Annotated in this window: 29 protein-coding genes; 17 read left to right on the top strand and 12 right to left on the bottom strand. The window is 57.4% G+C overall.

Annotation, left to right across the window (positions count from 1 at the left end; translation table 11 throughout):
- Window positions 1-35 precede the first annotated feature (35 nt).
- The 6 genes from ACR0IV_RS02175 (at window position 36) to ACR0IV_RS02150 (ending at window position 4,609) form a co-directional block, all read left to right on the top strand.
- Window positions 36-485, top strand: a complete 450-nt coding sequence (locus ACR0IV_RS02175; protein WP_480470190.1) for a tellurite resistance TerB family protein — start codon at window positions 36-38, stop codon at window positions 483-485.
- A 77-nt stretch (window positions 486-562) separates the two neighbouring features.
- Window positions 563-1,000, top strand: coding sequence for a tellurite resistance TerB family protein (locus ACR0IV_RS02170; protein ID WP_480658096.1), 438 nt, complete (start codon window positions 563-565; stop codon window positions 998-1,000).
- Window positions 1,001-1,279: 279 nt separating this feature from the next.
- The gene (locus ACR0IV_RS02165) at window positions 1,280-2,056 is read left to right on the top strand and encodes an ABC transporter ATP-binding protein (protein WP_480470192.1); all 777 of its coding nucleotides are present in this window, start codon (window positions 1,280-1,282) and stop codon (window positions 2,054-2,056) included.
- 31 nt (window positions 2,057-2,087) lie between these two features.
- On the top strand, window positions 2,088-2,837 hold the full coding sequence (locus ACR0IV_RS02160; RefSeq protein WP_480470193.1) for a transporter substrate-binding domain-containing protein: 750 nt from the start codon (window positions 2,088-2,090) through the stop codon (window positions 2,835-2,837).
- A gap of 81 nt (window positions 2,838-2,918) precedes the next feature.
- The gene (locus ACR0IV_RS02155; RefSeq protein ID WP_480658097.1) at window positions 2,919-3,806 is read left to right on the top strand and encodes an ABC transporter permease; all 888 of its coding nucleotides are present in this window, start codon (window positions 2,919-2,921) and stop codon (window positions 3,804-3,806) included.
- Window positions 3,803-4,609 carry an ABC transporter permease gene (locus ACR0IV_RS02150; RefSeq protein WP_480470195.1) on the top strand — a complete coding sequence of 269 codons (807 nt, stop codon included), beginning with the start codon at window positions 3,803-3,805 and terminating at the stop codon, window positions 4,607-4,609. Before ACR0IV_RS02155 ends, ACR0IV_RS02150 begins: the two co-directional genes overlap by 4 nt.
- On the opposite strand, the gene ACR0IV_RS02145 is transcribed toward ACR0IV_RS02150, so the two are convergent.
- Entirely contained in the window at window positions 4,606-5,415 is an 810-nt protein-coding gene (locus ACR0IV_RS02145; protein WP_480658098.1) for a M90 family metallopeptidase, read from the bottom strand. The genes ACR0IV_RS02150 and ACR0IV_RS02145 overlap by 4 nt on opposite strands.
- A 194-nt stretch (window positions 5,416-5,609) precedes the next feature.
- On the opposite strand from ACR0IV_RS02145, the gene ACR0IV_RS02140 reads away from it, so the two are divergent.
- Entirely contained in the window at window positions 5,610-6,809 is a 1,200-nt protein-coding gene (locus tag ACR0IV_RS02140; protein ID WP_480658100.1) for a DegT/DnrJ/EryC1/StrS family aminotransferase, read from the top strand.
- Here ACR0IV_RS02140 and ACR0IV_RS02135 read toward each other — a convergent pair whose 3' ends face one another.
- From ACR0IV_RS02135 to ACR0IV_RS02120, 4 genes are all read right to left on the bottom strand, one after another.
- Window positions 6,810-7,568 (bottom strand): trypsin-like serine peptidase, encoded by a 759-nt coding sequence (locus ACR0IV_RS02135; protein ID WP_480658101.1) that lies wholly within the window; start codon window positions 7,566-7,568, stop codon window positions 6,810-6,812.
- 8 nt (window positions 7,569-7,576) lie between these two features.
- Window positions 7,577-8,131, bottom strand: a complete 555-nt coding sequence (gene phaR / locus ACR0IV_RS02130; protein ID WP_480658102.1) for a polyhydroxyalkanoate synthesis repressor PhaR — start codon at window positions 8,129-8,131, stop codon at window positions 7,577-7,579.
- 137 nt (window positions 8,132-8,268) lie between these two features.
- Entirely contained in the window at window positions 8,269-8,715 is a 447-nt protein-coding gene (locus tag ACR0IV_RS02125) for a phasin family protein (protein WP_480470200.1), read from the bottom strand.
- 131 nt (window positions 8,716-8,846) lie between these two features.
- The gene (locus ACR0IV_RS02120; protein ID WP_480658104.1) at window positions 8,847-10,649 is read right to left on the bottom strand and encodes a PHA/PHB synthase family protein; all 1,803 of its coding nucleotides are present in this window, start codon (window positions 10,647-10,649) and stop codon (window positions 8,847-8,849) included.
- A 111-nt stretch (window positions 10,650-10,760) separates the two neighbouring features.
- On the opposite strand from ACR0IV_RS02120, the gene phaZ reads away from it, so the two are divergent.
- Complete coding sequence (gene phaZ / locus ACR0IV_RS02115) at window positions 10,761-12,035, top strand: polyhydroxyalkanoate depolymerase (protein WP_480470202.1); 1,275 nt, start codon at window positions 10,761-10,763, stop codon at window positions 12,033-12,035.
- The gene (locus tag ACR0IV_RS02110; RefSeq protein ID WP_480658106.1) at window positions 12,032-12,616 is read left to right on the top strand and encodes a DUF6151 family protein; all 585 of its coding nucleotides are present in this window, start codon (window positions 12,032-12,034) and stop codon (window positions 12,614-12,616) included. The genes phaZ and ACR0IV_RS02110 overlap by 4 nt, the downstream gene beginning before the upstream one ends.
- On the opposite strand, the gene ACR0IV_RS02105 is transcribed toward ACR0IV_RS02110, so the two are convergent.
- From ACR0IV_RS02105 to ACR0IV_RS02090, 4 genes are all read right to left on the bottom strand, one after another.
- On the bottom strand, window positions 12,613-13,323 hold the full coding sequence (locus tag ACR0IV_RS02105; protein WP_480658108.1) for an alpha/beta fold hydrolase: 711 nt from the start codon (window positions 13,321-13,323) through the stop codon (window positions 12,613-12,615). The genes ACR0IV_RS02110 and ACR0IV_RS02105 overlap by 4 nt on opposite strands.
- Before the next feature lie 84 nt (window positions 13,324-13,407).
- Window positions 13,408-14,022: a hypothetical protein gene (locus tag ACR0IV_RS02100; RefSeq protein ID WP_480658577.1), complete on the bottom strand. Its 615-nt coding sequence runs from the start codon at window positions 14,020-14,022 to the stop codon at window positions 13,408-13,410.
- Between the two features lie 17 nt (window positions 14,023-14,039).
- Window positions 14,040-15,032, bottom strand: a complete 993-nt coding sequence (locus ACR0IV_RS02095) for an alpha/beta hydrolase (protein WP_480658110.1) — start codon at window positions 15,030-15,032, stop codon at window positions 14,040-14,042.
- On the bottom strand, window positions 15,032-15,781 hold the full coding sequence (locus ACR0IV_RS02090; RefSeq protein ID WP_480658111.1) for an alpha/beta fold hydrolase: 750 nt from the start codon (window positions 15,779-15,781) through the stop codon (window positions 15,032-15,034). The genes ACR0IV_RS02095 and ACR0IV_RS02090 overlap by 1 nt, the downstream gene beginning before the upstream one ends.
- A 219-nt stretch (window positions 15,782-16,000) precedes the next feature.
- On the opposite strand from ACR0IV_RS02090, the gene thrS reads away from it, so the two are divergent.
- From thrS to ACR0IV_RS02065, 5 genes are all read left to right on the top strand, one after another.
- Window positions 16,001-17,959, top strand: a complete 1,959-nt coding sequence (gene thrS, locus ACR0IV_RS02085; protein WP_480470207.1) for a threonine--tRNA ligase — start codon at window positions 16,001-16,003, stop codon at window positions 17,957-17,959.
- 222 nt (window positions 17,960-18,181) lie between these two features.
- Window positions 18,182-18,484 carry a BufA1 family periplasmic bufferin-type metallophore gene (locus ACR0IV_RS02080; RefSeq protein ID WP_480470208.1) on the top strand — a complete coding sequence of 101 codons (303 nt, stop codon included), beginning with the start codon at window positions 18,182-18,184 and terminating at the stop codon, window positions 18,482-18,484.
- 70 nt (window positions 18,485-18,554) lie between these two features.
- Entirely contained in the window at window positions 18,555-19,412 is an 858-nt protein-coding gene (bufB, locus tag ACR0IV_RS02075) for an MNIO family bufferin maturase (RefSeq protein WP_480658114.1), read from the top strand.
- Window positions 19,409-20,170, top strand: coding sequence for an HvfC/BufC family peptide modification chaperone (locus ACR0IV_RS02070; RefSeq protein ID WP_480658115.1), 762 nt, complete (start codon window positions 19,409-19,411; stop codon window positions 20,168-20,170). Before bufB ends, ACR0IV_RS02070 begins: the two co-directional genes overlap by 4 nt.
- The gene (locus ACR0IV_RS02065) at window positions 20,167-20,685 is read left to right on the top strand and encodes a hypothetical protein (protein WP_480470211.1); all 519 of its coding nucleotides are present in this window, start codon (window positions 20,167-20,169) and stop codon (window positions 20,683-20,685) included. Before ACR0IV_RS02070 ends, ACR0IV_RS02065 begins: the two co-directional genes overlap by 4 nt.
- Before the next feature lies 1 nt (window position 20,686).
- Here ACR0IV_RS02065 and ACR0IV_RS02060 read toward each other — a convergent pair whose 3' ends face one another.
- Both ACR0IV_RS02060 and ACR0IV_RS02055 read right to left on the bottom strand, forming a co-directional pair.
- Window positions 20,687-21,055 (bottom strand): hypothetical protein, encoded by a 369-nt coding sequence (locus tag ACR0IV_RS02060; RefSeq protein WP_480470212.1) that lies wholly within the window; start codon window positions 21,053-21,055, stop codon window positions 20,687-20,689.
- Between the two features lie 43 nt (window positions 21,056-21,098).
- Window positions 21,099-21,416 carry an ArsC/Spx/MgsR family protein gene (locus ACR0IV_RS02055; RefSeq protein ID WP_480658117.1) on the bottom strand — a complete coding sequence of 106 codons (318 nt, stop codon included), beginning with the start codon at window positions 21,414-21,416 and terminating at the stop codon, window positions 21,099-21,101.
- Window positions 21,417-21,631: 215 nt separating this feature from the next.
- Between ACR0IV_RS02055 and ACR0IV_RS02050 the strand changes: the two genes are divergently transcribed.
- Window positions 21,632-21,838, top strand: coding sequence for a cold-shock protein (locus ACR0IV_RS02050; RefSeq protein ID WP_008758035.1), 207 nt, complete (start codon window positions 21,632-21,634; stop codon window positions 21,836-21,838).
- Window positions 21,839-21,959: 121 nt separating this feature from the next.
- Here the strand turns inward: ACR0IV_RS02050 and thyX are convergent, their stop codons facing one another.
- On the bottom strand, window positions 21,960-22,871 hold the full coding sequence (thyX, locus tag ACR0IV_RS02045) for an FAD-dependent thymidylate synthase (protein WP_480658118.1): 912 nt from the start codon (window positions 22,869-22,871) through the stop codon (window positions 21,960-21,962).
- A 177-nt stretch (window positions 22,872-23,048) separates the two neighbouring features.
- Between thyX and ACR0IV_RS02040 the strand changes: the two genes are divergently transcribed.
- Both ACR0IV_RS02040 and ACR0IV_RS02035 read left to right on the top strand, forming a co-directional pair.
- Window positions 23,049-23,477 carry a VOC family protein gene (locus ACR0IV_RS02040; RefSeq protein ID WP_480471907.1) on the top strand — a complete coding sequence of 143 codons (429 nt, stop codon included), beginning with the start codon at window positions 23,049-23,051 and terminating at the stop codon, window positions 23,475-23,477.
- Complete coding sequence (locus ACR0IV_RS02035) at window positions 23,474-24,178, top strand: DUF1194 domain-containing protein (RefSeq protein WP_480658120.1); 705 nt, start codon at window positions 23,474-23,476, stop codon at window positions 24,176-24,178. Before ACR0IV_RS02040 ends, ACR0IV_RS02035 begins: the two co-directional genes overlap by 4 nt.
- Window positions 24,179-24,212 lie beyond the last annotated feature (34 nt).

Raw genomic sequence — 24,212 nt, 5'->3', positions numbered from 1 at the left:
TTGGCGCGTCCGAAATTTAGGAATATCCTAACCCTATGTTGAAGAAGTTCTTTCAGGCGTTCCGTCCGCCGCAACACGACAACCTTCCAGACCCGGATGCCGAACTGGCCCTCGGTGCATTGATGGTGCGCGTGGCGCAGGCAGATCGTGATTACAAACTGGAAGAGATCAGCCTGATCGACCGCATCCTCGCCCGCCTCTACCAGCACAACGCCATTGAGGCCGCAAAAGTGCGCGCTACCTGTGAAAAGCTGCACGCTGCCGCGCCGGAAACCGATACTTTTGGCAAGCTGATCCGTGAAACCACTGATTTGCAGGAGCGCCTGGCCGCTTTGGACGCCTTGTGGGAGGTCGTGCTGGCCGATGGCAACTCGGACGAAGGTGAGATCAAAATCGTTGAAGAGGCCCGTATTGCCATGGGCCTCAGCTTCAACGACAGCAAAGCTGCCCGCGAACGGGTGCAAAGCCGCTTGGAGGCGACCTAGGCCGGGGCTTTCTTTGACGCACAATTTGCCCCTAATACCGGTTTCCACCTTTCGGATTGCGCACTATATATCTGACTATGTTCAGTGATTTCCTGTCTCGGCTCACACAGCCACAGCCCGACCCGCTTGTCGAAGACGATGCCCGCCTGGCCCTTACCGCCCTACTGGTGCGCATCGCACGTTCCGACAATGACTATGCCGATACCGAGATGGCCCGGATCGACCGTATCTCGGCCGAGCGTTACGGCCTTTCGCCGTTCGAGGCTGCAGCCCTGCGTGCCCGCGCCGAAGATCTTGAGGCCGAGGCACCCGACACCGTCCGCTTCACTCGAGCCATCAAAGAGGCAGTCGCCTATGACGACCGTTTGGCGGTGGTACAGGCGATGTGGTCCGTCGCACTGGCCGACGGGCAACGCACTGGCGAGGAGGATTCGCTGCTGCGCCTCGTTGTCAGCTTGCTAGGTGTCAGCGACGTAGATTCAGCCCTGGCCCGTCAACGGGCTGCGAAAGCCTGATACGCGGCTGATTCGATCACCCTCGATGCCTCCCCAATAACCCATCCCGCCATCACAGCCAGCACCTCGTCGCGCCGACACGGCTGGAAACACCGTGTGTCTCAATAACCCTGGCCCGCCTGCTTGGCGGGCAGAGCGGACGTTAAACTGACGATTTTGGTTAAAGCGACTGGTCATTTTGGCGATTTCGCCACGTGAACTTGTCATTTGCGCATTGCATTGGTTCAATTTTTCAGCCCTAGTACCGCACCAACACCATTCACAATAACTGGACTGCCCGTGACAGAAAACGCGCCCGTCATCGAGATCAAGAACCTGCACAAAAGCTTCGGAAATCTCGAGGTGCTCAAGGGAGTGGACATTACCGCCCATCGTGGCGACGTTGTCTCGCTGATTGGTTCTTCCGGGTCAGGCAAATCTACTCTTCTACGCTGCTGCAACCTGCTGGAAGACAGCCAGCAGGGCGAGATTCTGTTCAAAGGTGAACCGGTGAGCTGGTCCGGTGAAGGGCATAACCGCCGCCCGGCCGACGCCAAACAGGTGCTGCGTATCCGCACCAATCTTTCGATGGTGTTCCAGCAGTTCAACCTCTGGGCCCACATGACCATCCTTCAAAACGTGATGGAGGCCCCGGTCACCGTTCTGGGCCGTGATAAGGCCGAAGTTGAGGACAGCGCCCGCAAATATCTGGAAAAGGTGGGCATTGGCGACAAATGCGACGTCTATCCGGCACAGCTGTCTGGCGGCCAGCAACAGCGCGCCGCCATCGCGCGGGGGCTTTGCATGGAGCCTGAAGCGCTCCTGTTTGACGAACCCACTTCGGCGCTCGACCCTGAGTTGGAACAGGAAGTGATCAAGGTGATCAAGGATCTGGCCGCCGAAGGCCGCACCATGATCATCGTGACCCATGACATGAAGATGGCAGCGGACATCTCCAGCCATGTTGTGTTCCTGCATCAAGGCCTGATCGAAGAAGAGGGCACACCCGAAGATATTTTCACCACCCCTGAATCCCAACGGCTTCAGGGCTTTCTCTCCGCCACTCAGGCGGCATAATCAACGGACAGAACCAATAAGGGGAGTAACAATGAAAAACCTGATTCTGACCACCGCAGCACTGGCTCTGACCGCCGGTGTGGCCATGGCCGAAACCGTGCGCATGGGCACCGAGGGCGCCTACCCTCCGTATAACTTCATCAACGACGCTGGTGAGATCGACGGCTTTGAGCGTGACGTAGGTGATGAACTGTGCAAGCGCGCCAATCTGGAATGCGAGTGGGTCAAGAACGACTGGGATTCGATCATTCCGAATCTGGTCTCGGGCAACTACGACACCATCATCGCGGGCATGTCGATCACCGACGAACGTGATGAGGTCATCGACTTCACTCAAGACTACTATCCGCCGACTGCTTCAGCATACGTTGCGACCTCTGACGCGGCAGATGTGACTGGCGGTATTGTTGCGGCACAAACCGCCACCATCCAGGCTGGCCACGTTGCCGAATCCGGCGCGACCCTTGTCGAATTCGCAACCCCGGAAGAAACCATCGCAGCCGTTCGTAACGGCGAAGCCGATGCCGTTCTGGCAGACCGCGATTATCTGGTTCCTTTGGTAGAAGAATCGGGCGGTGAACTGGTCTTTGTTGGAGATCCGGTTCCGCTGGGCGGTGGTGTCGGCATGGGCTTGCGTGAAAGCGACGGTGAGCTGCGTGGTAAGTTTGACGAGGCCATCACTTCTATGAAGGCCGACGGCACACTGAACGAAATGCTGATCAAGTGGTTCGGTGAAGGAATCGCCACATACGGTGCTGACGGTTCAGTCGTCACCAACTAATACCTATCGTATCCCGGTCCGGCGCCTCAGCGCCGGGCCGCGGCATCGGCTTTGCCGGTAAAGACGTTCGAAAGACGCCATATGTTCTCCTACTGCGCTGATCCTGACACGCTCGGCACGTTCCACTGGTTCTCGTGCTATCTAACCAATGGCGTCCACTGGTCATTCTACCTATCCTTTCTCAAAGTGTTGGGCTTGTTAGCCGTCACTGCCCCAGTCGCGCTCAGCTTCGGCTTTGCCGGTGCCATGGCGGCGCGGTCGCATTTCCCACCGCTAAGCTGGCTGGGCAAAGCTTACATTTCCATTGTGCGCGGCGTGCCAGACATCGCCTTTTTCCTGTTTTTCGTGATCGCATTGGATCAGGGTTTCGAGTGGATCCGGCACAAAGTTATCTGCCCCGACTGGACCGAACCAGTTCGGCAAGGCAATGACTTCCTCGTCTGCCAAGCCGCCAAGCTGCCGCTGGGCACCGCGCCTGAATGGGTGCACGAAACTTATGGGTTTTTCCTCGCGGTCATCACCTTTTCCATCGTTTTCGGCGCCTTCGCCGCCAACGTCCTATTCGGCGGCATGCGTGCCGTGCCCCACGCCCAACTGGAAACCGCCGAGGCCTATGGCATGACCCGCCGCCAGACCTTCTGGCGCATCCTCGTGCCACAGATGTGGGTCTACGCCCTGCCCGGCCTGTCGAACCTCTGGATGGTGCTGATCAAGGCCACGCCGCTGCTGTTCCTGCTGGGCATCGAAGATATCGTCTATTGGGCACGTGAACTGGGCGGCACCAAAACCTCGCGCTTTACCGACTACCCCCACGGCGACTGGCGTATGTGGTACTTCCTCGCCCTGTTGATCTTCTATCTCGGCATGACCCGCGTCTCGGAAGTCGGGCTTGAGAAACTGATGCGCCGCCTGTCCCACGGTCAGGCCACATCGGGCGGAGAGCTTCTGCGCAAGGAGACCACCGCATGAGCTGCCTCCAGACCATTCAGGATTATGGCCTCCGGTCACTGGGCTTCGGCGAGCGCCTGCTGCCCAAAACCGATTTCACTCTGTGCGAGCATTTCACGCTGATCGGCTCGGGCATGATCTGGAATATCTATTTCGGGATCATGGCGATGGTCACAGGGTTCTTCCTCGCCACCGCGTTGGCCGTCGGCAAAGCCTCATCGAATAAATGGCTGCGCAAACCGTCCGAGTGGTTCATCTTCCTGTTCCGCGGCTCACCGCTCTTTATCCAGTTCTTCTTCGCTTATTTCTTCTTCCTGTCGCTGAAGAAGCCCTATCCGATGTTCGATGCTTTCACCTCGGCCTGGCTGGGGGCGCTGATCGTGCTGTTCCTGAACACATCCGCCTATTCGGGTGAGATCTTCTATGGTGCGCTACGCTCGATCCCCAAAGGGGATACCGAAGCCGCAGACGCATATGGCATGTCTGGCTGGTCCCGGTTCCGCCGCATCATCTGGCCCACCATGCTGCGGCTGGCTTGGCCTGCTTATACGAACGAAGCCATCTTTGTGTTCCAATCCACGACGCTGGTCTTCTTCTCGGCCTTCCCCGCCTGGCAACAGCGCGGAGACGCGCTGTATTACGCAAGCTACTTCGCCGACAAGACGTTCAACCCGTTCATTCCTTACCCGATTCTGGCGTTCTACTTCATCTTATTGACGTTGGTCATCGTCTGGTGTTTCGGCATGGTCAACAAACGTCTGAACCGGCACCTGCCCGCCGAGCGAAAGGCCAAGATGCGGTTCCGTCTGAATCTGGCACGCTAATCCCACTCGACCGGGTTCAAACGGAACAGTTTCGAGAGCTGCTCGTACACCTCAGGCACCTCGCGCTGTAACGCGCGGGGGCGTTCAAAAAACACTTCGACCGAGACGGCAAAAAACTCCTCGTGTCCAGTCGCACCATAGGGGTCAATCACCGTGCGTCGACCGTTTTCGACAGCGTGTACATACGCGTCATAGGCGGTCAGAAATACCTTTTCCCATTCGGCAAAGCTCTGGCCTGCGCTTAGAATTGGCACGCCGTTCGTACCGCCTGAAAGATCGTCAATCTGATGCGCAAATTCATGCAGCACCACGTTCTGACCATCCCGATCATCCAGCGCCCCTTGCTGGCTGTGCGCCCAGGACAGAATAACCGGCCCGCGATCCCAGCTTTCACCGGTGCGCACGATTTCTTTCTCAGACACGACATAACCCGAGCGCCGCTGCTGCTTTGACTTGAAGGCGTTGGGATAAATCAGGATCGTCGTCAGGTTGTCGTACCAAAGGTCACTGTTGATCACGAGCAGACAAGCCTGTGCCGCAATCGAAAGTTCCATCTCTTCCGTCACATCCAACCCATCGCAACCGTAGTAACTCACCTGATCCAGAAACAAATTCACCTTGCCATCCAGATGCTGGCGCAACGGCTGTGGAAGCCGCCGGATGATTGGCACCTGACGATCAATGATATCGCGCTGATGGGCGCTCAGCGGCGTGGCAAGCAATTCGGCGCGGGCCTGTCGTTTTGACCAGAAATAATAGCCGAGGCCAGCGGCGACGAGGAACAGAATGGTGAGAAAGATCAACATGGAAAGACACTATATGCATCAGTTGCTCGGGCACAATTGGCCACCAGCTCTGGCACCGGCGAACCTGCGGCTGACACTCTGATCCCTGAGTTTACGATAGATTGGTGAAATTTCGCCAATTGGGCAAAACAAGCCTTGGCTTGAGCGTTATATGACTTTATCTTTCCCAAAGATAAAATTCGGGAAAACCAAATATGACGCTTGTACCCAACGTTCATGACGCCGAACCCATCCCCGCAGCCGCAAGAGACGCAATTGACGCCCTGATGCAATCTGGCGACCTGTTCCGCTATACTGCGCCACAGGATGCACCAGTTGCACTGCTTGAGGCCGAGTTTGCCGCGCTGCTGGGCAGCAAATACGCTCTGGCCGTGTCTTCCTGCTCTGCTGCGCTGTTTCTGTCGCTCAAGGCATTGGACCTGCCGCGGGATGCGCGGGTTTTGATTCCAGGATTTACCTTTGCCGCCGTGCCGTCCTCGGTCGTTCACGCGGATTGCATTCCGGTTCTTTGCGAAGTTGGCAGCAACTATCGCATCAACATGGAGGATTTCGCGGCCAAGCTGGATAGCGTTCAGGCGGTGATCATCAGCCATATGCGCGGCCATACCTCGGACATGGATGCCATAATGGAGCTGTGTGACGCGCGCGATATACCTGTGATTGAGGACGCAGCGCATTCGCTTGGCACCACCTGGAATGGGCGCAATATCGGTACGATCGGCAAGATCGGCTGTTTCTCGTTCCAGTCCTACAAGATGATCAACGCGGGCGAAGGCGGAATCCTGATTACAGATGACGCTGATCTGGTAGCCCGCACCGTCATCATGTCAGGCGCATATGAACATAACTGGAAAAAACACTCAGGCGCACCCGAGCTTGAGCTGGCCTTTGCCCGCTGGCAAAACCAGTTGCCGCTTTACAACCTGCGGATGAGCAACCTCAGCGCCGCCGTGATCCGCCCGCAGATTCCGGAACTGGCGCGTCGGGTACGTGACGGACTGGAGAACCATGACTATGTCGCGGATCGCCTGAACGCGTCGCCCCATATCGACGTGCCCGCACCGCTGACAGCTGAACGCCGCGCGCCGGATTCGATCCAGTTCAATCTGGTGGACCTTGGTGACGATGAAATCAAAGCTTTCGCGGCAGCTGCCGAGGCACGGGGTGTTAAGGTGCAGGTCTTCGGTCTGAGCCAGGATAACGCGCGCGCCTTCTGGAACTGGCAATTCCTGCCCGAACAGGTCGATCTGCCACAAACCCGCGCCATGCTGATGAGCGCCTGTGACGTGCGCCTGCCCGTCCGCCTGACGCGCGAAGAACTTGACGTGATCGCGGATATTCTGCTGGCCTCAATAGGTGAAGTGGTCGGCCCGATGCCGGTCTACGGTACCTGATCAGCTCTCACCAAGATCAAACGCTTGAACGGACAAAAACAACGCGTCGATCCCATCCGGGGTCGGCGCGATGCGCGACAATATCCCAGCGACTGCCGGACCTTCCTCCGTCTGAACCAGTAGTGGCGCGCCGGAATCTCCCATCATGACAGGACATATTGCGTGCAGGAGGTGCTGACCCGCAGGCTGAGGCACGCAAGCTCCGGTACGGCTCAAGACATGGGAGCGCAAGCCGGGATACCCCGACACAAACCCTTCGCTTGTGTCGTCGGCGAGCGCCAAGAACCCAAGCTCTGCTCCGATCGGATCGGTCAGTTCCAGCACGGCCCAATCCAAGTCGGCGCGATTGTTGAAAGCTCCATCCACACCTTGCGATGCGGACAGCCGGTAGGCATTGACGGCAGAGACCGCGACAGCCTCACCGCGCTGATATCCTGCGGCAAACCGGATGCTTGAAGGCGGTATCCATCGCTGGCGGGCAGAATTGTAAAGGCAATGCGCCGCCGTAAGCACCAACTGCTCCGACACCAGAACACCTGTACAGTGAGACCGCTGGCTGCGGCTGGCAAAATTGACGCGCCCAATAGCCCGCCAAGGCTCCTCGAAGGCGTTCAGGATTTCGCGATCCCGGATATCCGCGCAGCCAGCCGAAGTGTCCTGCCCCATTGTGCAGATCGGCTCCCACACGTTCGAGAATTTACCTTGCGCCAGCGCCGTCTGCGCCCAGAGCAGTACCGCAATCGCAAGCAGTCGGCGCATCAGCCCGATCAGCTAAGCTTGGACAATTTCTGCTGCAATTCCGCGAGTTGCTTTTTGATGTCGTCCAGATCTTCTTTGGGTTCCGACGACGCCTCTTGCTCGTCATCCGAACCGGACCATTTGCCCGACAACCCGCCGGTCATGGCTTTCAGGAACGCCTGCTGCTGCGCCTGCATCGCCTCGAACCCAGGCATCTGCGACATCGGGTTCATGGCGTTCATGTTCTCCATCATCTTGGACTGGCTTTCGCGCAGCATATCGAACGAGCTTTGCAGGAATTGGGGCATCATGCCCCCGCCGGGCACCATGTAGCTGCGGACCAGATCGTTGAGAACATTGACCGGCAGAACGTTTTCCCCTCGGCTTTCATGTTCAGCGATGATTTGCAGCAGATACTGGCGGGTCAGATCATCCCCGGTTTTCAGGTCGATGATCTGCACCTCGCGCCCATCGCGGATGAACCCCGCGATATCTTCAAGTGTGACATAGTCGCTGGTCTCGGTGTTATACAGCCGACGGCTGGCATAGCGCTTGATCAACAACGGCTTTTCTTGTTCCGACACCGTTTACCCTCCCCAAGGATGATGCGTTGCAGCAGAGGTTATGCGACTGCAGAACAAAAAGAAAGGGCAGGTCAAACGACCTGCCCTCTTGCGATTGCACCGCTTGGGAGGAATGGGTGCTAGTTCGCAGACTTGCCTTACTTGGTGGTTGCTGCTTTCTTAGCGGCAGCGGTCACCTCGTTGGTGGCTTTTTTGACGGCTGCGGTTGCGTCTTCTGCAGCGTCTTTGCCAGCCGCCATCAGCAGCTCAACGGTTTCGGTCTGAACTTTTTTCGCGATTTCAGCGAAAGCAGCCATGTTTTCTGCGGCAACTTCAGCCGACGCGCTTGCGAAGTCGGTTGCGGCTTTTGCGTAGTCAGCAGGCTCTGCCTTTGCTTTCGACATCTCGGTCAGCTTGGCCAGGGTTTCCTTGGTCCATTTGTTCGAGATTTCAGCCGACTTCTCAGCTGCGTCCAGGGCAACGCCCGACAGCTTTTCGTTCAGCGATGCGGTCGATTTGAACGCGTCTTCCAGAGCGCTTGTGTCAACCGGGAATGCACCCATCATGTCTTTCAGGGTCGCGGTAAAGTCTTGAGTCTTTGCCATTGTCCTAATCCTTTTAGCCTGTCCGGGCCCACCCCGGGTTTCATCAGCTTGAGGACAATATGATTGCTGCATCGCAGCATTGCAAGTTTTTTCTTGCTGCAATGCAGAAAAAGTTGAGTTTCAAAATGATATCAGCGGTTTGCCTTGACCAAAACATAGGTTCCAGGGGCCGGGCACAGCCGCGGATGATCCGAATCGCCGGTGTCGCGGGCCGGAACCTGCTTGCCAGAGCGCTTTTTCAACCATGCTTCCCACATCGGCCACCAGGAGCCCTCGTGGAAGTCGGCGTCATTCAACCAGGTTTCGGCATCCGCCTTCATATCCGGGTTGGTGTAGTGGCCGTATTTCTTCTTGCTGGGCGGATTCACGATGCCCGCGATATGACCCGATTCCGAGACCACAAAGGTTTTGGACTTCGAGCCCATCTGCTGCACGCCGCGATAGCAATCCTTCCACGCAGCGATGTGATCCGTCTCGCAGGTGATCGCCATCAGAGGCACGTCGACATCCTTAATGTGCAGCTTGTGACCCAAAAGCTCGAACCCGTCTGTGACGAAATCATTGCTCTGGCACAGCCCTCGTAGATACTGGATCGCCATTTTCCCGGGCAGGTTGGCCCCGTCTCCGTTCCAGAACAGCAAATCGAAGGCGGGCGGTGTTTCACCCATCATGTAGTTCCGGATCGCCGGGGTATAGATCAGATCCCTCGATCGCAGGAAGGACATGGTGCGCCCGATAATCCAAGCCTTGAGAATCCCGTCTTTCGTGACCTGATCCTCGATACCATCGACAAAATCGTTCTGCAGGAAGGGCGTGAACTCGCCCTGCTCACCGAAATCCGTAAGGGTCGTGAAGAAGGTCGCTGACTTCACCGATTTGTCACCCTGCTGTTTCATCAGCGAGAGCGTCAGGTTCAGCGTCGTACCCGCGATACAGTACCCCACCGCGTTGACCTGCTTGACCTTGCAGATCTTCTTGACCTCGTCGATGGCAGTCAGGAAACCATCCTGAACATAATCCTCCAACCCGATATCGGCATGAGAGCTGTCGGCATTGACCCAGCTGACAACAAACAGCGTATAGCCCTGTTCGGTCACCCATTTGATCAGGCTGTTCTGTGCCTTGAGATCGAGGATATAGAATTTGTTGATCCAGGGCGGGAACAGCACGATCGGCGTTTCATGCACTGTCTCGGTGACTGGTTTGTACTGGATCAACTCCATCAAACGATTGCGATAGACGACATCGCCGGGTGTGGTCGCGATATTGCCACCAATCTCGAAGGCGCTTTCGTCGGCCAGCCTGACGACCATCTCGCCATCATTGGCCTCAAGGTCCGAGACAAGATTTTCCAACCCCTGGATCAACGACTGGCCCTCGGTCTCGACCGCCTTTTCCAGCGCATCTGGATTAGTGGCCAGAAAATTCGTTGGTGCCATCATGTCGATAATCTGTTGCGAAAAGTACTGAAGCCGCTGCTTGTCCTTGGCCTCAAGATCCTCAACCGACGCAACAGCCTGCGAGATGGCCTCCGCGTTGGTCTGGTACTGCTGGCGAATAAGACGGAAATACGGGTTGGTTTCCCACATCGGGTTCGAGAATCGCTTGTCCTTGGACAGAGATTCAGGCGCTTCGTTTTCACCGCTTGCAAAGGCCTGTTGAGCCTCGGCAAAGTTCAGGACAGACTTTCCCCAATATTCGATCTGATGTTCAAGCAGCTTGGTCGGGTTCTGAAAGGCTTCGGTCCAATAGGCCGTTGCTGCTTTTGCAAAAAGCTCTTGATTCGGACCATCGAGCGCGGGGGTATGCGGCGTTTTTCCGGCCATGACCTCGACAAGTCGCTTGGACAATTCTTCGACTTTGCCCATATTTTCTTTAAGTCGATCAATGGTTTCTTCGGTCAACTTCGGCGTTTGGCCGTCAGCAGTTGTCATTTTAACAATTCCCCCCTAACCTCGCTGCTATGCAGAATAACGTCGTAGCCATCGGGGAGCAAAGCGGCGAATGGTCCAAACTTTCAGGCTGATACCCAGGAGGCACATTCGATGCGCTACATGATGACCTACGACCTGATGGAAACAATGCGTAACACCAACCAGTGGCTTGGTGCAACTGCCAGTGCGATGGCGTCCTACCCGTTGTTTTCGATGACACCTAACCCGGCCTTCAACTGGATGGCAGCCTGGGGTGAGGTGACGGAGCGTACTTTTCAGCGCATGGTGGTCAAGCCCGACTGGGGCATCCGCACCTTTACCTGCGAAGACGGCAAAGATCATCTGGTTGACATAACCACGGTTCTGGAGCGCCCATTCGGTGACCTGATCCACTTCCGCGTCAATGGGCGTGAAGAACAGCCGCGCAAGGTTTTGCTGGTTGCGCCGATGTCGGGTCACTATGCAACGCTGTTGCGGTCGACCGTCAAAAGCCTGCTGGTCAATTGTGAGGTTTACATCACCGACTGGCATAACGCGCGCGATATCCCTGTGTCCGAAGGCAAGTTCGATGTCGAGGATTACACGCTCTACCTTGTCGATTTTATGAAAGAGCTGGGCCCCGACACGCATGTTGTTGCTGTTTGCCAGCCCGCGCCTCTGACTCTGGCTGCAACCGCCTATCTGGCCGAGGTCGAGCCCAAGGCACAGCCCAGCACCCTGACCCTGATCGGCGGTCCGGTCGACCCTGACGCGACCCCAACCGAGGTCACGGATTTCGGTCGCCGCGTCACTATGGGTCAGTTGGAAGAAACCATGATCCAACGCGTTGGTTTTAAATACAAAGGTGTGGGTCGGATGGTTTATCCCGGCCTTCTGCAGCTGGCCTCATTCATGTCGATGAATGCCGAGCGCCACAGCAAGGCCTTCTCGGACCAAATTCAGCGCGTTATCCGCGATGAAGCCTCGGACCACGATGCCCACAATCGTTTCTACGATGAGTATCTGGCCGTGATGGATATGACGGCCGAATTCTATCTGTCGACGGTTGAGCGTGTGTTCAAAAACCGCGAGATCGCGCGCAATGAATTCGTAGTCGCCGGACATAAGGTCGATATCGGCAAGATCACCGATGTCGCGGTGAAATCGGTTGAGGGCGCGAATGACGATATTTCGGCCCCCGGTCAGTGTATTGCGGCGCTGGACCTGTGCACCGGTCTGCCCGACAGCAAGAAGGCAAGCCATGTTGAGCCCGGCGCGGGCCACTATGGTATCTTCGCCGGGCGCAGCTGGCGCGATAATATCCGCCCGCTTGTGATTGATTTCATGAACGAAAACAGCCGCAAGAAGCCCAATCGCCGGGCGGCCAATAGCAACAAGGTTGCATGAGTGAACCAACCGCAGATGCACTTCCCTTTTCATGCACCTGCGGTGCATTGTGCGGGCATCTGACACCCAGAGGTGTCAGGTGCGGCACCCATGTTGACTGCTATTGTCACGATTGCCGCGCCGCGCAGCTGTATTTTAAACAACCCGACCCCGCCCCCGGCCCGGTCGAAATCCTGCAGACCACGCCAGAAGATATCCGCATCGATAAGGGTCTAGAGCATCTTGCAACCATGCAGCTTAGCCCGAAGGGAATGTTGCGGTGGTACGCGAGCTGCTGTGACGCGCCTCTGGCGACCACACCGCAAACTGGTAAATTTCCATTCGCGGGCTTTGTCGTGAAACGTATTCCCGATCCATCCAGGCTCGGCCCGATTACCACACGCGGGTTCGTGCCTGCGCCAAATGGCAAGCAGAAGCACGAAAAGGTGCAATATGCAGCGTTTGGATTGATCAGACGCGTAATCGGATCGCGCCTGTCAGGTCGTTGGAAGACATCGCAATTCTTTGCCGCAGAAACCGCCGCACCCGTCGTCACCCCGACCATCCTGACCAAAGAACAGCGTTATGCGTTCTACGACTAAAGCAATCGCAGCGGCACCTGCAGCCACTCCACCAAAGCGCTGTTGACGACCCCCGGGGCCTCCAGCGTTGGCAAATGACCCGCATCATCCAATACCAGCAACTCGGTTTCAGGGATCATATCTGCCATGAACTGGTGTTTTCGAACCGGGGTCACAGTGTCGTAAGCACCGCACAGAACCAACGTTGGCACTCCGATCAAGCGCAGCGTGGCCTGCTGATCCGGTCGGCGCTGCAAAGCCCGCATTTGCCGCGCGAACAGATCAGACCCCAGCTCAAGCGCCATCTGGATCATATTCTGCAGAATGGGTATTCGCCGCGGCCCCGGTGCCAGAGTGTCCGAACCGATGACTTTGTGCATCACCTCGTCCAGACGTCCGGCCTGCGCCCCAATCATCAACTCTTCGCGCCCTGCCGCGATATGCGGGGTATCAGCTTGCGCATCCGTCGATATCAGGCAAAGCCTCCTCACCCGATCCGGAGCGCGGCGGATCAGCTCCAACGCGATCATTCCGCCCATGCCGTGCCCGGCAAGCGCGAACCTTTGTGGCAGTTGGTCAAGTAATCCCGAGGCGATCTCCTCGATTCGCTCCCCGCCCGAGATCGGCGCAACCGTTACGGCCCTGTCTCGCGACAGAAGTTCGATCTGCGGTCGAAACAGCCTTGCGTCACTCATCAGTCCGGGCAGCAAAACCAGCGGCTCGATCACGCGGGTCCTCCCTCTTTTGACGGTTCAGTCGTTCTTGCTTTGCTTCAGGATGAGAGTTTTGAGCGTGTGCGGCAAGCGCAAAATTCAGGGATACTGAATGCCGCGAAAAGTTGGGAAATCAGCATACCGGGCCTGCCGCTGCTCCGGCGTTTCATCCGGCTCTTCGCCCGCGCTCAGCAGGCACCCACGCGGCGCTATATAGCTGTCGATCCGACGCTGCGGCTTGGGTCGCCAGACCAGATTGAACGCACAAAGCTTGGGAAAGAACCAGATTTCGGAGTAATCAAGATGGTCGTGCATCCACCAGGCCAGATCGCGCCAGTCGCGGCCTTCGGCATAGCGATCCGCAAACCATGGGATCACCACCGAAGCCCCTGCAATCCGCGCATCACCCTGCCCCCAATCCCAGATGTGGCACTCCAGCGGATTGTCATTGCGGGCACAGTTCAGACGGTTTTCATTCCCGAACCGGTTCAGGGACGGAGAGCGATAACCCGACCGCACAGCAACCCGCCCAAAGGTCTCTTCCAGCGGGTCCATCAGAGCCTCGCAAAACGCCCGACCTGTCTCGATGGCAAGATCGGGGTTCTCGGGGATATTCTGTTTTTGGTGAAAATTCCCGATCTCGGAATACAGGAAGTCACGCATAAAGAAATGCTTGGACAGACGCATCCGGCCCAAGGTCTCAAGACTCCACATGCTCCCGGGTTTGCGCATCACTCAATACCCTGATCTGCAAGCCATCCAAGCATCCCCGAAACCGCAGCATCTGTCTGCCCCGGAGACATCAGCCGCCCGGCAACCACATGTGAGGCCGGATCATCCCCCGGCCCCATTTCCACCAGTTGAACCATCGATGGCCCGCCCCACGCCTCAGCCACCTTGTGCGTCCGATCTGGTCGGACCACCTGATCATCATCTGAGAACCAGAATAAGGCGGGGACCTGAGCCGACGAGAAATCCAGTGCATAAACCGCCTTCGTTAAAACTGACATCGGCACCACCGCTTCCCACGGATAAACAACTGTCCAGTATCGGTTCTTTTCAGGGTCAGGTCCCGACACATCCCGTTCGGCGCCCATCAGCAAGGGCAGCCAGTTGCGCGCCCAAGGCAATGTCGGGATCCAGGCCCCTACCATGTTCACACCAAAATTTGGTGAAACAAATATCATCGCCGCAACGTCTTCGCTCAACACCGGGTCCAGAGCCGCGGCGGCAGCCAGAGAACCGCCGGTCGAAGTCGACATCACGATAACCTGATTTCCCACCGCCCGAGCCGCAGCCAACCCTTCGGCTGTGTCTTGCATCCAATCCGTAGCAGTTGCCTTGCCCAACGCCGCTCCATCGCGTCCGTGGCCCCGCAATCGGGTATAGACCAGATTGGCACCCAGAGCGTCCGCGACGAGGTCAGGTACGGGCCGAATCTCTTCAGAAGAGGCCGAAAACCCGTGCAGATACAGGACAGCATAGGGCGTGCGGCGTTCATAGAATCCGTCCCGCCAGACAACCCGCTTTTCGGTACCGGGAACAATGTCATCATAGGCGGCCTCGGTGCTTTCGAAATACACCTGCACCCCTTCGCAGAACTTGCGCGGATCAAAACGCGGATGCAGGTCGATCTGCTCGCGTGGCCCGAAGGCGTAAACCAGCCCACCGACGAGCACGAGCCCCAGCAACACACGCCCCAAGACCCATCCAAAGCGCCGCACTAGGCCTCATCCATCACATCCAGAACGGCACGCTCAATCAACTCCAGACACACACTATCCGAAAACCGGTGATCGGCATCCTTTACCAAAAGCAACCGCATATCGGTGCCTGTCGCATGTTCAAGCAATCGTACTGCTGTCTGCGTCGAAACAGCTGTATCCGCCGTTCCTTGCAAAAATCGCGTCGGAAACGGCAGTTCCAGCGGCGACCGGAGCACCAAACGCTGACGCCCATCCTCGATCATCCGCTTGGTGATAATGTACGGCTCCATGTAATCCGAAGGCAGCTCAACCTGGCCTTCGTTTTCCAAAGCCGCTTTCTGGTCGTCTGAGAAGGATTCCCAATACCCGTCTTCGGTAAAATCCGGCGCTGCGGCTATGGTCACCATCCCGGCTACACGCTCTGGCATCACACGGGCCAACAACAACGCCTGCCAACCGCCCATCGACGATCCGACAACAATCAGGGGGCCCTCGGTCAGGCGCGAGACGGCCGCCAGTGTATCCTCGTGCCAATCCCCGATGCAGCCCTCGGTGAACGCACCGGAACTCTCACCATGCCCCGAATAGTCAAACCGCAGGAAGGATTGCCCCCGCGCCTGTGCCCAGGCCTCAAGATGCACCGCCTTGGTGCCTTCCATATCCGACTTCAACCCGCCTAAGAAAACGATGGTCGGCCCTGCCCCCGCGCTCTTATGGTACGCCAACCGCCGCCCCTGCGCCGTCTCCAGGAATTCTGTCTCTGCCATGAAACCCTCGCTACTATTCCCACGCATCATGCACGTCCCTGCACTCTCCGCAATTCCCCGATCCTTCTTCATCTGGCCCAAAATACCTCGGAGAGAGCGTGGGGCTGGCCCCTCGCACCCACCCTTGACACAAGCGCAACCACCTGCCAAAGCAGCCGAACACACATAACCCGCAACCGGGCGTTCAGTGGGCGCCAAACCGACGAGGAGAGCCAGACCATGGCCCTGGATTCAAAATCCGTCTCACTCACCTTCCCTGATGGCAACGCACGATCCTATGACGCAGGCGTCACGCCCGCCGAGGTCGCAGCCGACATCTCGACCTCTTTGGCCAAAAAGGCCATATCGGCCACCGTCAACGGCAAACACTGGGACCTGCAATGGCCCATCGAAGCCGATGCCGACATCGCCATCCATACCATGAAGGATGAAGACCAGGCCAACGAACTGATCCGCCACGATCTGGCCCATGTCATGGCCCGTGCCGTGCAGGAAATCTGGCCCGCCACCAAAGTCACCATCGGCCCCGTCATTGAAAACGGCTGGTATTATGACTTCGACCGCGAGGAACCGTTTACGCCCGAAGATCTCGGCCTCATCGAGAAAAAGATGAAAGAGATCATCAACAAACGCGACCCCGTCACCACCGAAGTATGGGACCGTGACCGCGCCATTGAGTTCTACAAGGCCAATAACGAGCCCTACAAGGTCGAGCTGATCGAGGCCATTCCGGGGGATGAACCCCTGCGTATGTACTGGCACGGTCATTGGCAGGATCTGTGCCGCGGTCCGCATTTGCAGCACACCGGTCAACTGCCCGGCGACGCTTTCAAGCTGATGTCCATCGCGGGGGCCTACTGGCGCGGCGACAGCGATCGCGCCATGCTGCAACGCATCTACGGCGTGGCCTTCACCGGCAAGGAAAAGCTGAAAGCGCATCTGCATATGCTGGAAGAGGCCGCCAAGCGCGACCACCGCAAACTCGGCCGCGAAATGGACCTGTTCCACATGCAGGAAGAGGCCCCGGGTCAAATCTTCTGGCACCCAAACGGCTGGACCATCTACACGCAGTTGCAGGACTACATGCGCCGCAAGCAACGCGACGGTGGTTATGTCGAGGTCAACACCCCTCAGGTCGTTGACCGCAAGCTGTGGGAACGCTCCGGTCATTGGGAGAAGTATCAGGAGAATATGTTCATCGTCGAAGTCGACGAGGAACACGCCCGCGAAAAGGCCGTCAACGCTCTGAAGCCAATGAACTGCCCCTGCCATGTCGAAATCTTCAAGCAGGGCCTGAAATCCTATCGCGATCTGCCGCTGCGCATGGCCGAGTTCGGCTCTTGTGCCCGTTATGAGCCGTCAGGCGCATTGCACGGGATCATGCGTGTGCGTGGCTTTGCGCAGGACGATGCGCATATCTTCTCGACCGAAGACCAGATCGGAGAGGAATGCGCGCGTTTCATCGGTTTCCTGACTGATGTCTACAAAGACCTCGGCTTCGAAAGCTTCAAGGTCAAATTCTCGGACCGCCCCGATACCCGCGCCGGTTCCGACGAGGTCTGGGACAAAGCCGAAGAGGCACTGCTGACTGCCACCCGCGCCGCGGGTGTCGAGCCCGAACTGAATCCCGGCGAAGGGGCGTTTTATGGTCCCAAGCTGGAGTTCGTCCTGACCGATGCCATCGGTCGCGACTGGCAATGCGGCACATTCCAGGTGGATTTCGTGCTGCCTGAACGTCTCGACGCCACCTATGTCGGAGCCGACGGGGGCAAGCACCGCCCCGTCATGCTACATCGCGCCTGTCTTGGTTCGTTCGAACGTTTCATCGGCATCCTGATCGAGGAACACGCCGGCAAACTGCCGTTCTGGCTGGCCCCGCGTCAGGTCGTCGTCGCCTCGATCACTTCCGAGGCCGATGACTATGTGGCCGAAGTGGTTGAGACGCTCAAAGCCGCCGGTGTGCGTGCAGAAGCGGATATTCGCAACGAGAAGATCAACTATAAGGTTCGCGAGCATTCAGTCGGCAAAGTGCCGGTAATTCTGGCCGTCGGGCACCGCGAGGTCGAGGATCGTACCGTCAGCGTTCGCCGTCTGGGCGAAAAACAGACGCAGGTTCAACCGCTTGAGTCTGTAACAAACGAGCTTTCCCAAGCGGCAACTCCGCCTGATCTGCTGTAACATTCGGCATCATATTGCCGGGATTCCGGCCCCGCCCCCGGGGCCGGATTGAAATATTTCAACTTTTCCCCTTCAAAAACAGTTTGTTAACACGCAAGATGCCATGACTATCTTTGACGCGCTTGTGAGACACGGGCTCGTGAATTCAAACACGGCCATCAAGCCACTAACTTGGATGGTGTCACAAGCAGACAAACACAGTCAGCAAGAGGATTACTCGAGATGTCGAACACCGCAAAAACCCTAGTTATCGCAAGCGCCGTTGCAGCCGCCGTATCGGGCGTAGCCACAACCGCAACCGCACAAGCGAAAGAGAAATGCTATGGCGTATCGCTGGCCGGTCAGAATGACTGCGCCGCAGGCCCCGGCACCACCTGCGCGGGCACCTCGACCGTCGATTATCAGGGCAACGCATGGACCCTGGTTGACGCAGGCACCTGCGCCGACATCGAACTGCCGGCCGAAGCCAACGGCACCGCGCGCAAAGGCTCGCTCGAGCCGCTGGAACGCGACCTGCCGGCATAAGACTGTCCGTATGAATTACGAGGGGCGGGCAGGTTCGCCCGCCCCTTCGTTACGAACAGAGGATTTGTAGATGTTGGATGACGCTTTGAGATCGAACCGGTTGCCTGCGGCGCCCGGCGTTGGCTACAAACCGCAGCATTTTTCGCAGATCCTCGAGCAGGCCAAGCCTGTGGCGTGGCTGGAAATCCATGCCGAAAACTATATGGGAGACGGCGGACGCCCTCTGGCGCAACTGCGCCACCTGTCAGAACAATTTCCTATTTCCGTCCATGGTGTCGGCCTTTCCATCGGTGGCGAAGGCCCGTTGGACCCCGATCATCTGGCCCGTCTGAAACATCTTGTCGGTTGGCTGAACCCTGCCAGCTTTTCGGAACACTTGGCCTGGTCGACCCACGACAGCCATTTCCTGAACGATCTGCTGCCGCTGCCCTATACCGACGCTACCCTGGCGCGTGTCTGTGATCATATCGATCAGGTGCAAGAGGTGGTGGGACGGCAAATGCTGCTGGAAAACCCCTCCAGCTATCTGGCTTTTGAGGAAAGCACCTGGTCCGAGCCCGATTTCCTGCGCGAGATCGCGCGCCGTACTGGCTGCGGACTGCTTTTGGATGTGAATAACGTCTTTGTCTCGGCCACCAATCTGGATTTCTCGCCGCAAGGCTATATCGATGCCTACCCGCTGGATCAGGTCGGCGAAATCCATCTGGGCGGTCATGACGAGGACGAGGACGACCACGGGCGCCCCCTGCTTATCGATAGCCATGGGCGCGAGGTGGTCGATCCGGTCTGGGCCCTACTGGACTATGTTCTGGATCAGTCTGGCCCTAAACCTCTACTTATCGAATGGGACACTGATGTCCCTGACTGGCCTATCCTGCGGGCAGAAGCCGAGCGCGCGCAAAAGGCCCTGGATCGTGTGCCCGCATGAGTGTGTCCCAGACAACATTCCACAGCGCCCTACTGGACGCCAACCAGCCGATCCCTGAGGGATTGCTCGACGCCGAAGCGCAACCAGCCGGACGCCGATTCAGCGTTTACCGCAACAATGTCGCTGTTTCGTTGACCGAAGCGATGCACCAGGCTTTTCCGGTGATCACCAAATTGCTGGGTACACAGAACATGGATGGGCTTGCCGGGATTTTCCTGCGACAACATCCACCTGCCTCGCCATTGATGATGTTTTACGGCGAAGAGTTTCCCGCGTTTCTGGAAAGTATGCCGCAGCTGTCGCATCTGGGGTATCTACCCGATGTTGCCCGGCTGGAGCTGGCCTTGCGCCGATCCTATCACGCTGCTGACGGCGAGGCGATTGCACCGGAAGCTCTGGCAATTCCACCTGAGGATCTGATGCAGGCCAAGCTGGTGCTGGCTCCCGCTGTACATGTCCTGCGCTCGGATTGGCCGGTGCATGCGATATGGCAGTTCAACACGCAGGACGGCGCGCCAAAACCGCAGGCCGAAGCACAGGGTGTTCTGATCACGCGCCCTGAATATGACCCTGCGCCCCATCTGCTGCCCGCAGGTGGCGCTGCCTGGATCGTGCGCATTCAAACGGGTCAGACCATCGGCAACGCATTCGAAGCAACCGTGGCGGAGACGCCCGAGTTCGATCTAGGAACCACTCTGGCACTGCTTTTACAGGGCGGTGCAATAACTTCTGTGACTATCGAAAGGCTGGACACATGACTGCCCTGATATCAACCTACAACACCGCGATGGAAAAGGTGGACCACTCCTCGGGCTGGCTGACACCGACTCTGGCGCGGGTGATCTTCGTCGCGGTTCTGTTTGTCTATTACTGGAATTCAGCGACACTTAAGATCGACGGCTCGATCTTTTCGCCTTCGGCTGGCGCTTTCGGTCAGATTTTCCCCAAAGCTGCCGAAGCCGTTCTGTATGACGTCACCCAAATGACATTCTTCCAGCGTATCGTGATCTTCTTCGGCACGGTAGCGGAGTTTGTTTTGCCCGTTCTGCTGCTGGTCGGCCTGCTGACCCGTGTTGCGGCCCTGGCGATGATCGGCTTCATCTGGGTGCAGACCTTCACCGACGTGGTTGGCCATGGGGTCAAACTGGGCGGGTTGTTCGACAACGCAATCACCTTGATGGATCAGCGGGTGATGTGGAGCTTCCTGATGTTGGTAATCGTGATCAACGGCGCAGGTCCCTTGTCGCTGGACCGGGTCCTGCGCCTGAAATAACTCAGAAATGCACCTTGGGCTCGTCCGGCTTTCCCGCGGCGAGCCCAAGTACACCCGCGACGCCCGCAAATGCGATCGGGAACATCGTGAAGACGCCAAAACCAAAGGCGTAGTACATCCCCGCTGCCGAGAATATCAACAATATGCCCCCGACGAGGGCACGGGCGTGTGCCATCGCTCCGCCGACAATCGCCAGCAAAGGCGCTACAATCGACGCGGTTTGAATCAGGCCGGGGTTGTCCACCTGCTCGGCGATGCCCTCGATTTCACCGAACCAATCGACGAAAGCCACAAAGCCGTAGCCGAAAAATCCAACAATCATTCCGATCAGCCCGGCGATCACGCCCAGTATCATGGCTGCATTGCGCATAAACAGGTCTCCGTCTGTTGCCCCGTGTCACATAGGCAGTTGTTCAGGCAACACCAAGCCCTTTACGGGTTTCAGGTGTCCAACCCAGGTACATCTGGCCGTCATTCTCGATCAGCGGACGCTTCATCAGCGTCGGATGATCCGCCAGAAGTTCCAGCACCGGGCGATTGCGCGTGTCCTCATCCAGTCCACGCCAGGTTGTGGAGCGGGTATTGAGCAAAGCTTTGCCGAAAATCTCGTACGCCTGAGACATTACATTTTTCGGTACGCCCTGCGCCCGCACATCAATAAAATCCGCATCTTGAAGACTTTTCAATGCCTTACGGCAGGTGTCACAGTTCTTTAACCCATATAGGCGCATATTTTGGCTGATCCTGTATTTGCTGCAAATTCGGGCAAACCACTTGGCCTGCCTCGGTTATTCTTGATTTTTTACTTCACCGTGCAATGTTGAAAAAGACGAAACACGCAATCCGGGCTGTATCGTTTGGGCGAACAGTGATGTGTTGCGGTATTGTCGGAGCACTGCCCCCACCAATTTGTGGGACAACGTGAAAGTAGAAGGAGACACGGGAAATGCCAACCGGCACCGTGAAATGGTTTAATACGACAAAAGGCTATGGTTTTATTGCGCCTGATGAGGGTGGCAAAGATGTGTTTGTTCATATCTCGGCCGTAGAACGATCCGGTCTGACCGGACTCGCTGACAATCAGAAAGTCTCGTACGAGTTGCAGGACGGACGTGACGGCCGCCAGATGGCTGCTGATTTGAAGCCGCTATAAGGCAAGGCCCGCCAAGGCGGGAAGGATAAGAAGGTTGGCGGCCAATTTCCGGCCGTTGACCGTTAAACCCCAAAACACGCGCCCGCACTGGGACGCGAGTTTTTTTGTTATTTCTCGGGAATCAGCCCTCGCGAATGACGGCTTCAAACTCGCGCCATTCGCGCGCAGTCATACCTGAGTTTTCCTGCGTAACTGCCTCACCCGCCAGCATCCGGCGCAAGCAGGTGACCATCTGGGCCGAAAGATTAACCGCGCCCAAGCGGTAATCCTCGAACGCTCGATAGGCGAACGGCACCCAGTCAGCCACGATCTTGCACATGGTTTCTGCATAGACCCGAATCTCGTATTGCGCGTGCGGGTCGGCGCGCAGGCGCAGGAAATGGAACAGATTGTGCAAATCAACCTTCCAGTACCACTGCGTATAGATATTCGCAGGCAGATTCATTCGCGCCAATTCACGCGCCAATCCTTGCTGACCGTCCTGACCGATCATTGCCTCGTAGTTGTCATAACAGCGGGCGCTATCGGCCTTGAGGATTTCCAGCACGCGTGCGGCTTCTTCGCCCTGCAACGTATCACCCCGGCCCTGATTGTTGACTTCGGATTGGGCAGCTACGTGTTCGGGTGCCGGAATATAGAACTCCCGATCCAGGATCGAATAACGGGCTGAATATTCATTCACATTCGCCGTCCGATGGCGGATCCACTGGCGGGCAACGAAGACCGGCAGTTTGACGTGGAGCTTGATCTCGCACATTTCAAACGGCGTCGAATGCCAGTGGCGCATGAGGTACCGGATCAGGCCTTCGTCGTTCTGAACCGATTTGGTCCCCTTGCCGTAGGACACGCGCGCGGCCTGACAAATCGCGGCATCATCGCCCATGTAGTCGATGACGCGGACAAATCCGTGATCCAGAACCTGATGCGCCGTGTACAGGTGGTCTTCCATACCTTCGGCTACGACGCGGCGGGTCGGGCTCGACTGTGCGCGTTGAGCTTCGATCTCGGCCAGTTGGTCGGCAGACAGAGGCATGAAATTATCCTTTCCAGCAATGAGTCGCCTACCACTATATATCGGCCAACACTTCACCGGAACCGCGATATGTGCGGCACAGCGCGCAAATTCGGAAATGTGTCCAGGCTGCCCCTCGACATGAGGAGAAGGCGCGCTAAGGTGCTGAAGATCACTATCAATGTAAGGAAAGTCGCGATGGGGCTGACATACCTCCATACTATGGTCCGCGTGAAGGATCTTGAAAAATCCATAGCGTTTTATGAGCTTCTGGGGCTGAAAGAAACACGCCGCTACGAAAGCGAAGCGGCACGATTCACCTTGGTCTTCCTCGCCCCGCCGGGACAGGAGGACGCCCCGATCGAGTTGACTTATAACTGGGACGGCGATGATGCATTGCCCAGTGACAGCCGTCATTTCGGGCACCTCGCCTATGGTGTCGACAATATTTACGAGACCTGCCAGCACCTGCAAGACAACGGTGTCGTGATCAATCGCCCTCCGCGCGATGGGCGCATGGCATTTGTGCGATCGCCCGACAATATCTCGGTGGAGCTGCTGCAGAACGGCGAAGCGCTGGAACCGGCGGAACCCTGGGCCAGCATGGAAAGCACCGGCCACTGGTGATCCGTTGGCTGGGAACACTGGGGTTGGCCGTCACGGGCAGCCCCCTTTGGGCCGAGAACTGCCGCCTCGCGCTGGCGCTGGCAATGGACATTTCAACCTCGGTCGATGCGTCTGAGGACGCACTGCAGCGCAAGGGGCTGGCCAATGCTTTGATCGCACCCGAGGTGCAAGAGGCCTTCTTCCTTTCTCCACAACCCGTTGCATTGGCAGCGTATGAATGGTCAGGCCGGTTCAATCAGACTTTGCTGCTTGATTGGACATTGATTCAGACACCCTCGGATCTGCTTGCCGCTGCAGAGCGGATTGGTCGTTCAGATCGATCCGAAAACGAATTCCCAACCGCGATGGGGCATGCTTTGGCCTATGGGGCAACCTTAATGCAACGCGCGCCGCGGTGCCTGTTTCAGACCATCGACATCTCGGGCGACGGCAAAAACAACGACGGCTACGGGCCGCTGACTGCCTATAAGCACTTTCCGTTTAGGAACATGACCGTCAATGGTCTTGTTATCAACGCAGCGGATTTCGAAGGTGAGATCGACCTGATCCCCTTTTTCCAAGACAATGTCCTGCGCGGGCCCGGTGCCTTTCTTGAAATCGCTGCTGGCTTCGAGGATTTCGAGCGCGCGATGCGTCGTAAATTGGAGAGAGAGCTCAAGGGGTTGGAACTCAGCGATCTTGGACGGCACCAATCAGAATGATCCGACCGTCTGGCGCGTGTTCATCAGCCTATAG

Source organism: Ruegeria sp. C2, assembly GCF_056537765.1.
Note: the sequence above shows the minus strand (reverse complement) of the source record. Positions and strands in the feature narration are given on the sequence as shown.

Excerpts from the sequence above, each read along its gene's own strand:
- ACR0IV_RS02145 (WP_480658098.1), bottom strand. The coding sequence starts at position 5,415 with ATGTTGATCTTTCTCACCATTCTGTTCCTCGTCGCCGCTGGCCTCGGC.
- thrS (WP_480470207.1), top strand. The coding sequence starts at position 16,001 with ATGGCCCTGGATTCAAAATCCGTCTCACTCACCTTCCCTGATGGCAAC.
- ACR0IV_RS02040 (WP_480471907.1), top strand. The coding sequence starts at position 23,049 with ATGGGGCTGACATACCTCCATACTATGGTCCGCGTGAAGGATCTTGAA.
- ACR0IV_RS02110 (WP_480658106.1), top strand. The coding sequence starts at position 12,032 with ATGAGTGAACCAACCGCAGATGCACTTCCCTTTTCATGCACCTGCGGT.
- ACR0IV_RS02100 (WP_480658577.1), bottom strand. The coding sequence starts at position 14,022 with ATGTGGAGTCTTGAGACCTTGGGCCGGATGCGTCTGTCCAAGCATTTC.
- phaZ (WP_480470202.1), top strand. The coding sequence starts at position 10,761 with ATGCGCTACATGATGACCTACGACCTGATGGAAACAATGCGTAACACC.
- ACR0IV_RS02070 (WP_480658115.1), top strand. The coding sequence starts at position 19,409 with ATGAGTGTGTCCCAGACAACATTCCACAGCGCCCTACTGGACGCCAAC.
- ACR0IV_RS02150 (WP_480470195.1), top strand. The coding sequence starts at position 3,803 with ATGAGCTGCCTCCAGACCATTCAGGATTATGGCCTCCGGTCACTGGGC.
- ACR0IV_RS02120 (WP_480658104.1), bottom strand. The coding sequence starts at position 10,649 with ATGACAACTGCTGACGGCCAAACGCCGAAGTTGACCGAAGAAACCATT.
- ACR0IV_RS02155 (WP_480658097.1), top strand. The coding sequence starts at position 2,919 with ATGTTCTCCTACTGCGCTGATCCTGACACGCTCGGCACGTTCCACTGG.
- thyX (WP_480658118.1), bottom strand. The coding sequence starts at position 22,871 with ATGCCTCTGTCTGCCGACCAACTGGCCGAGATCGAAGCTCAACGCGCA.
- ACR0IV_RS02065 (WP_480470211.1), top strand. The coding sequence starts at position 20,167 with ATGACTGCCCTGATATCAACCTACAACACCGCGATGGAAAAGGTGGAC.
- ACR0IV_RS02055 (WP_480658117.1), bottom strand. The coding sequence starts at position 21,416 with ATGCGCCTATATGGGTTAAAGAACTGTGACACCTGCCGTAAGGCATTG.
- ACR0IV_RS02140 (WP_480658100.1), top strand. The coding sequence starts at position 5,610 with ATGACGCTTGTACCCAACGTTCATGACGCCGAACCCATCCCCGCAGCC.
- ACR0IV_RS02135 (WP_480658101.1), bottom strand. The coding sequence starts at position 7,568 with ATGCGCCGACTGCTTGCGATTGCGGTACTGCTCTGGGCGCAGACGGCG.
- ACR0IV_RS02175 (WP_480470190.1), top strand. The coding sequence starts at position 36 with ATGTTGAAGAAGTTCTTTCAGGCGTTCCGTCCGCCGCAACACGACAAC.
- ACR0IV_RS02125 (WP_480470200.1), bottom strand. The coding sequence starts at position 8,715 with ATGGCAAAGACTCAAGACTTTACCGCGACCCTGAAAGACATGATGGGT.
- ACR0IV_RS02160 (WP_480470193.1), top strand. The coding sequence starts at position 2,088 with ATGAAAAACCTGATTCTGACCACCGCAGCACTGGCTCTGACCGCCGGT.
- ACR0IV_RS02060 (WP_480470212.1), bottom strand. The coding sequence starts at position 21,055 with ATGCGCAATGCAGCCATGATACTGGGCGTGATCGCCGGGCTGATCGGA.
- ACR0IV_RS02090 (WP_480658111.1), bottom strand. The coding sequence starts at position 15,781 with ATGGCAGAGACAGAATTCCTGGAGACGGCGCAGGGGCGGCGGTTGGCG.
- bufB (WP_480658114.1), top strand. The coding sequence starts at position 18,555 with ATGTTGGATGACGCTTTGAGATCGAACCGGTTGCCTGCGGCGCCCGGC.
- ACR0IV_RS02170 (WP_480658096.1), top strand. The coding sequence starts at position 563 with ATGTTCAGTGATTTCCTGTCTCGGCTCACACAGCCACAGCCCGACCCG.
- ACR0IV_RS02050 (WP_008758035.1), top strand. The coding sequence starts at position 21,632 with ATGCCAACCGGCACCGTGAAATGGTTTAATACGACAAAAGGCTATGGT.
- ACR0IV_RS02080 (WP_480470208.1), top strand. The coding sequence starts at position 18,182 with ATGTCGAACACCGCAAAAACCCTAGTTATCGCAAGCGCCGTTGCAGCC.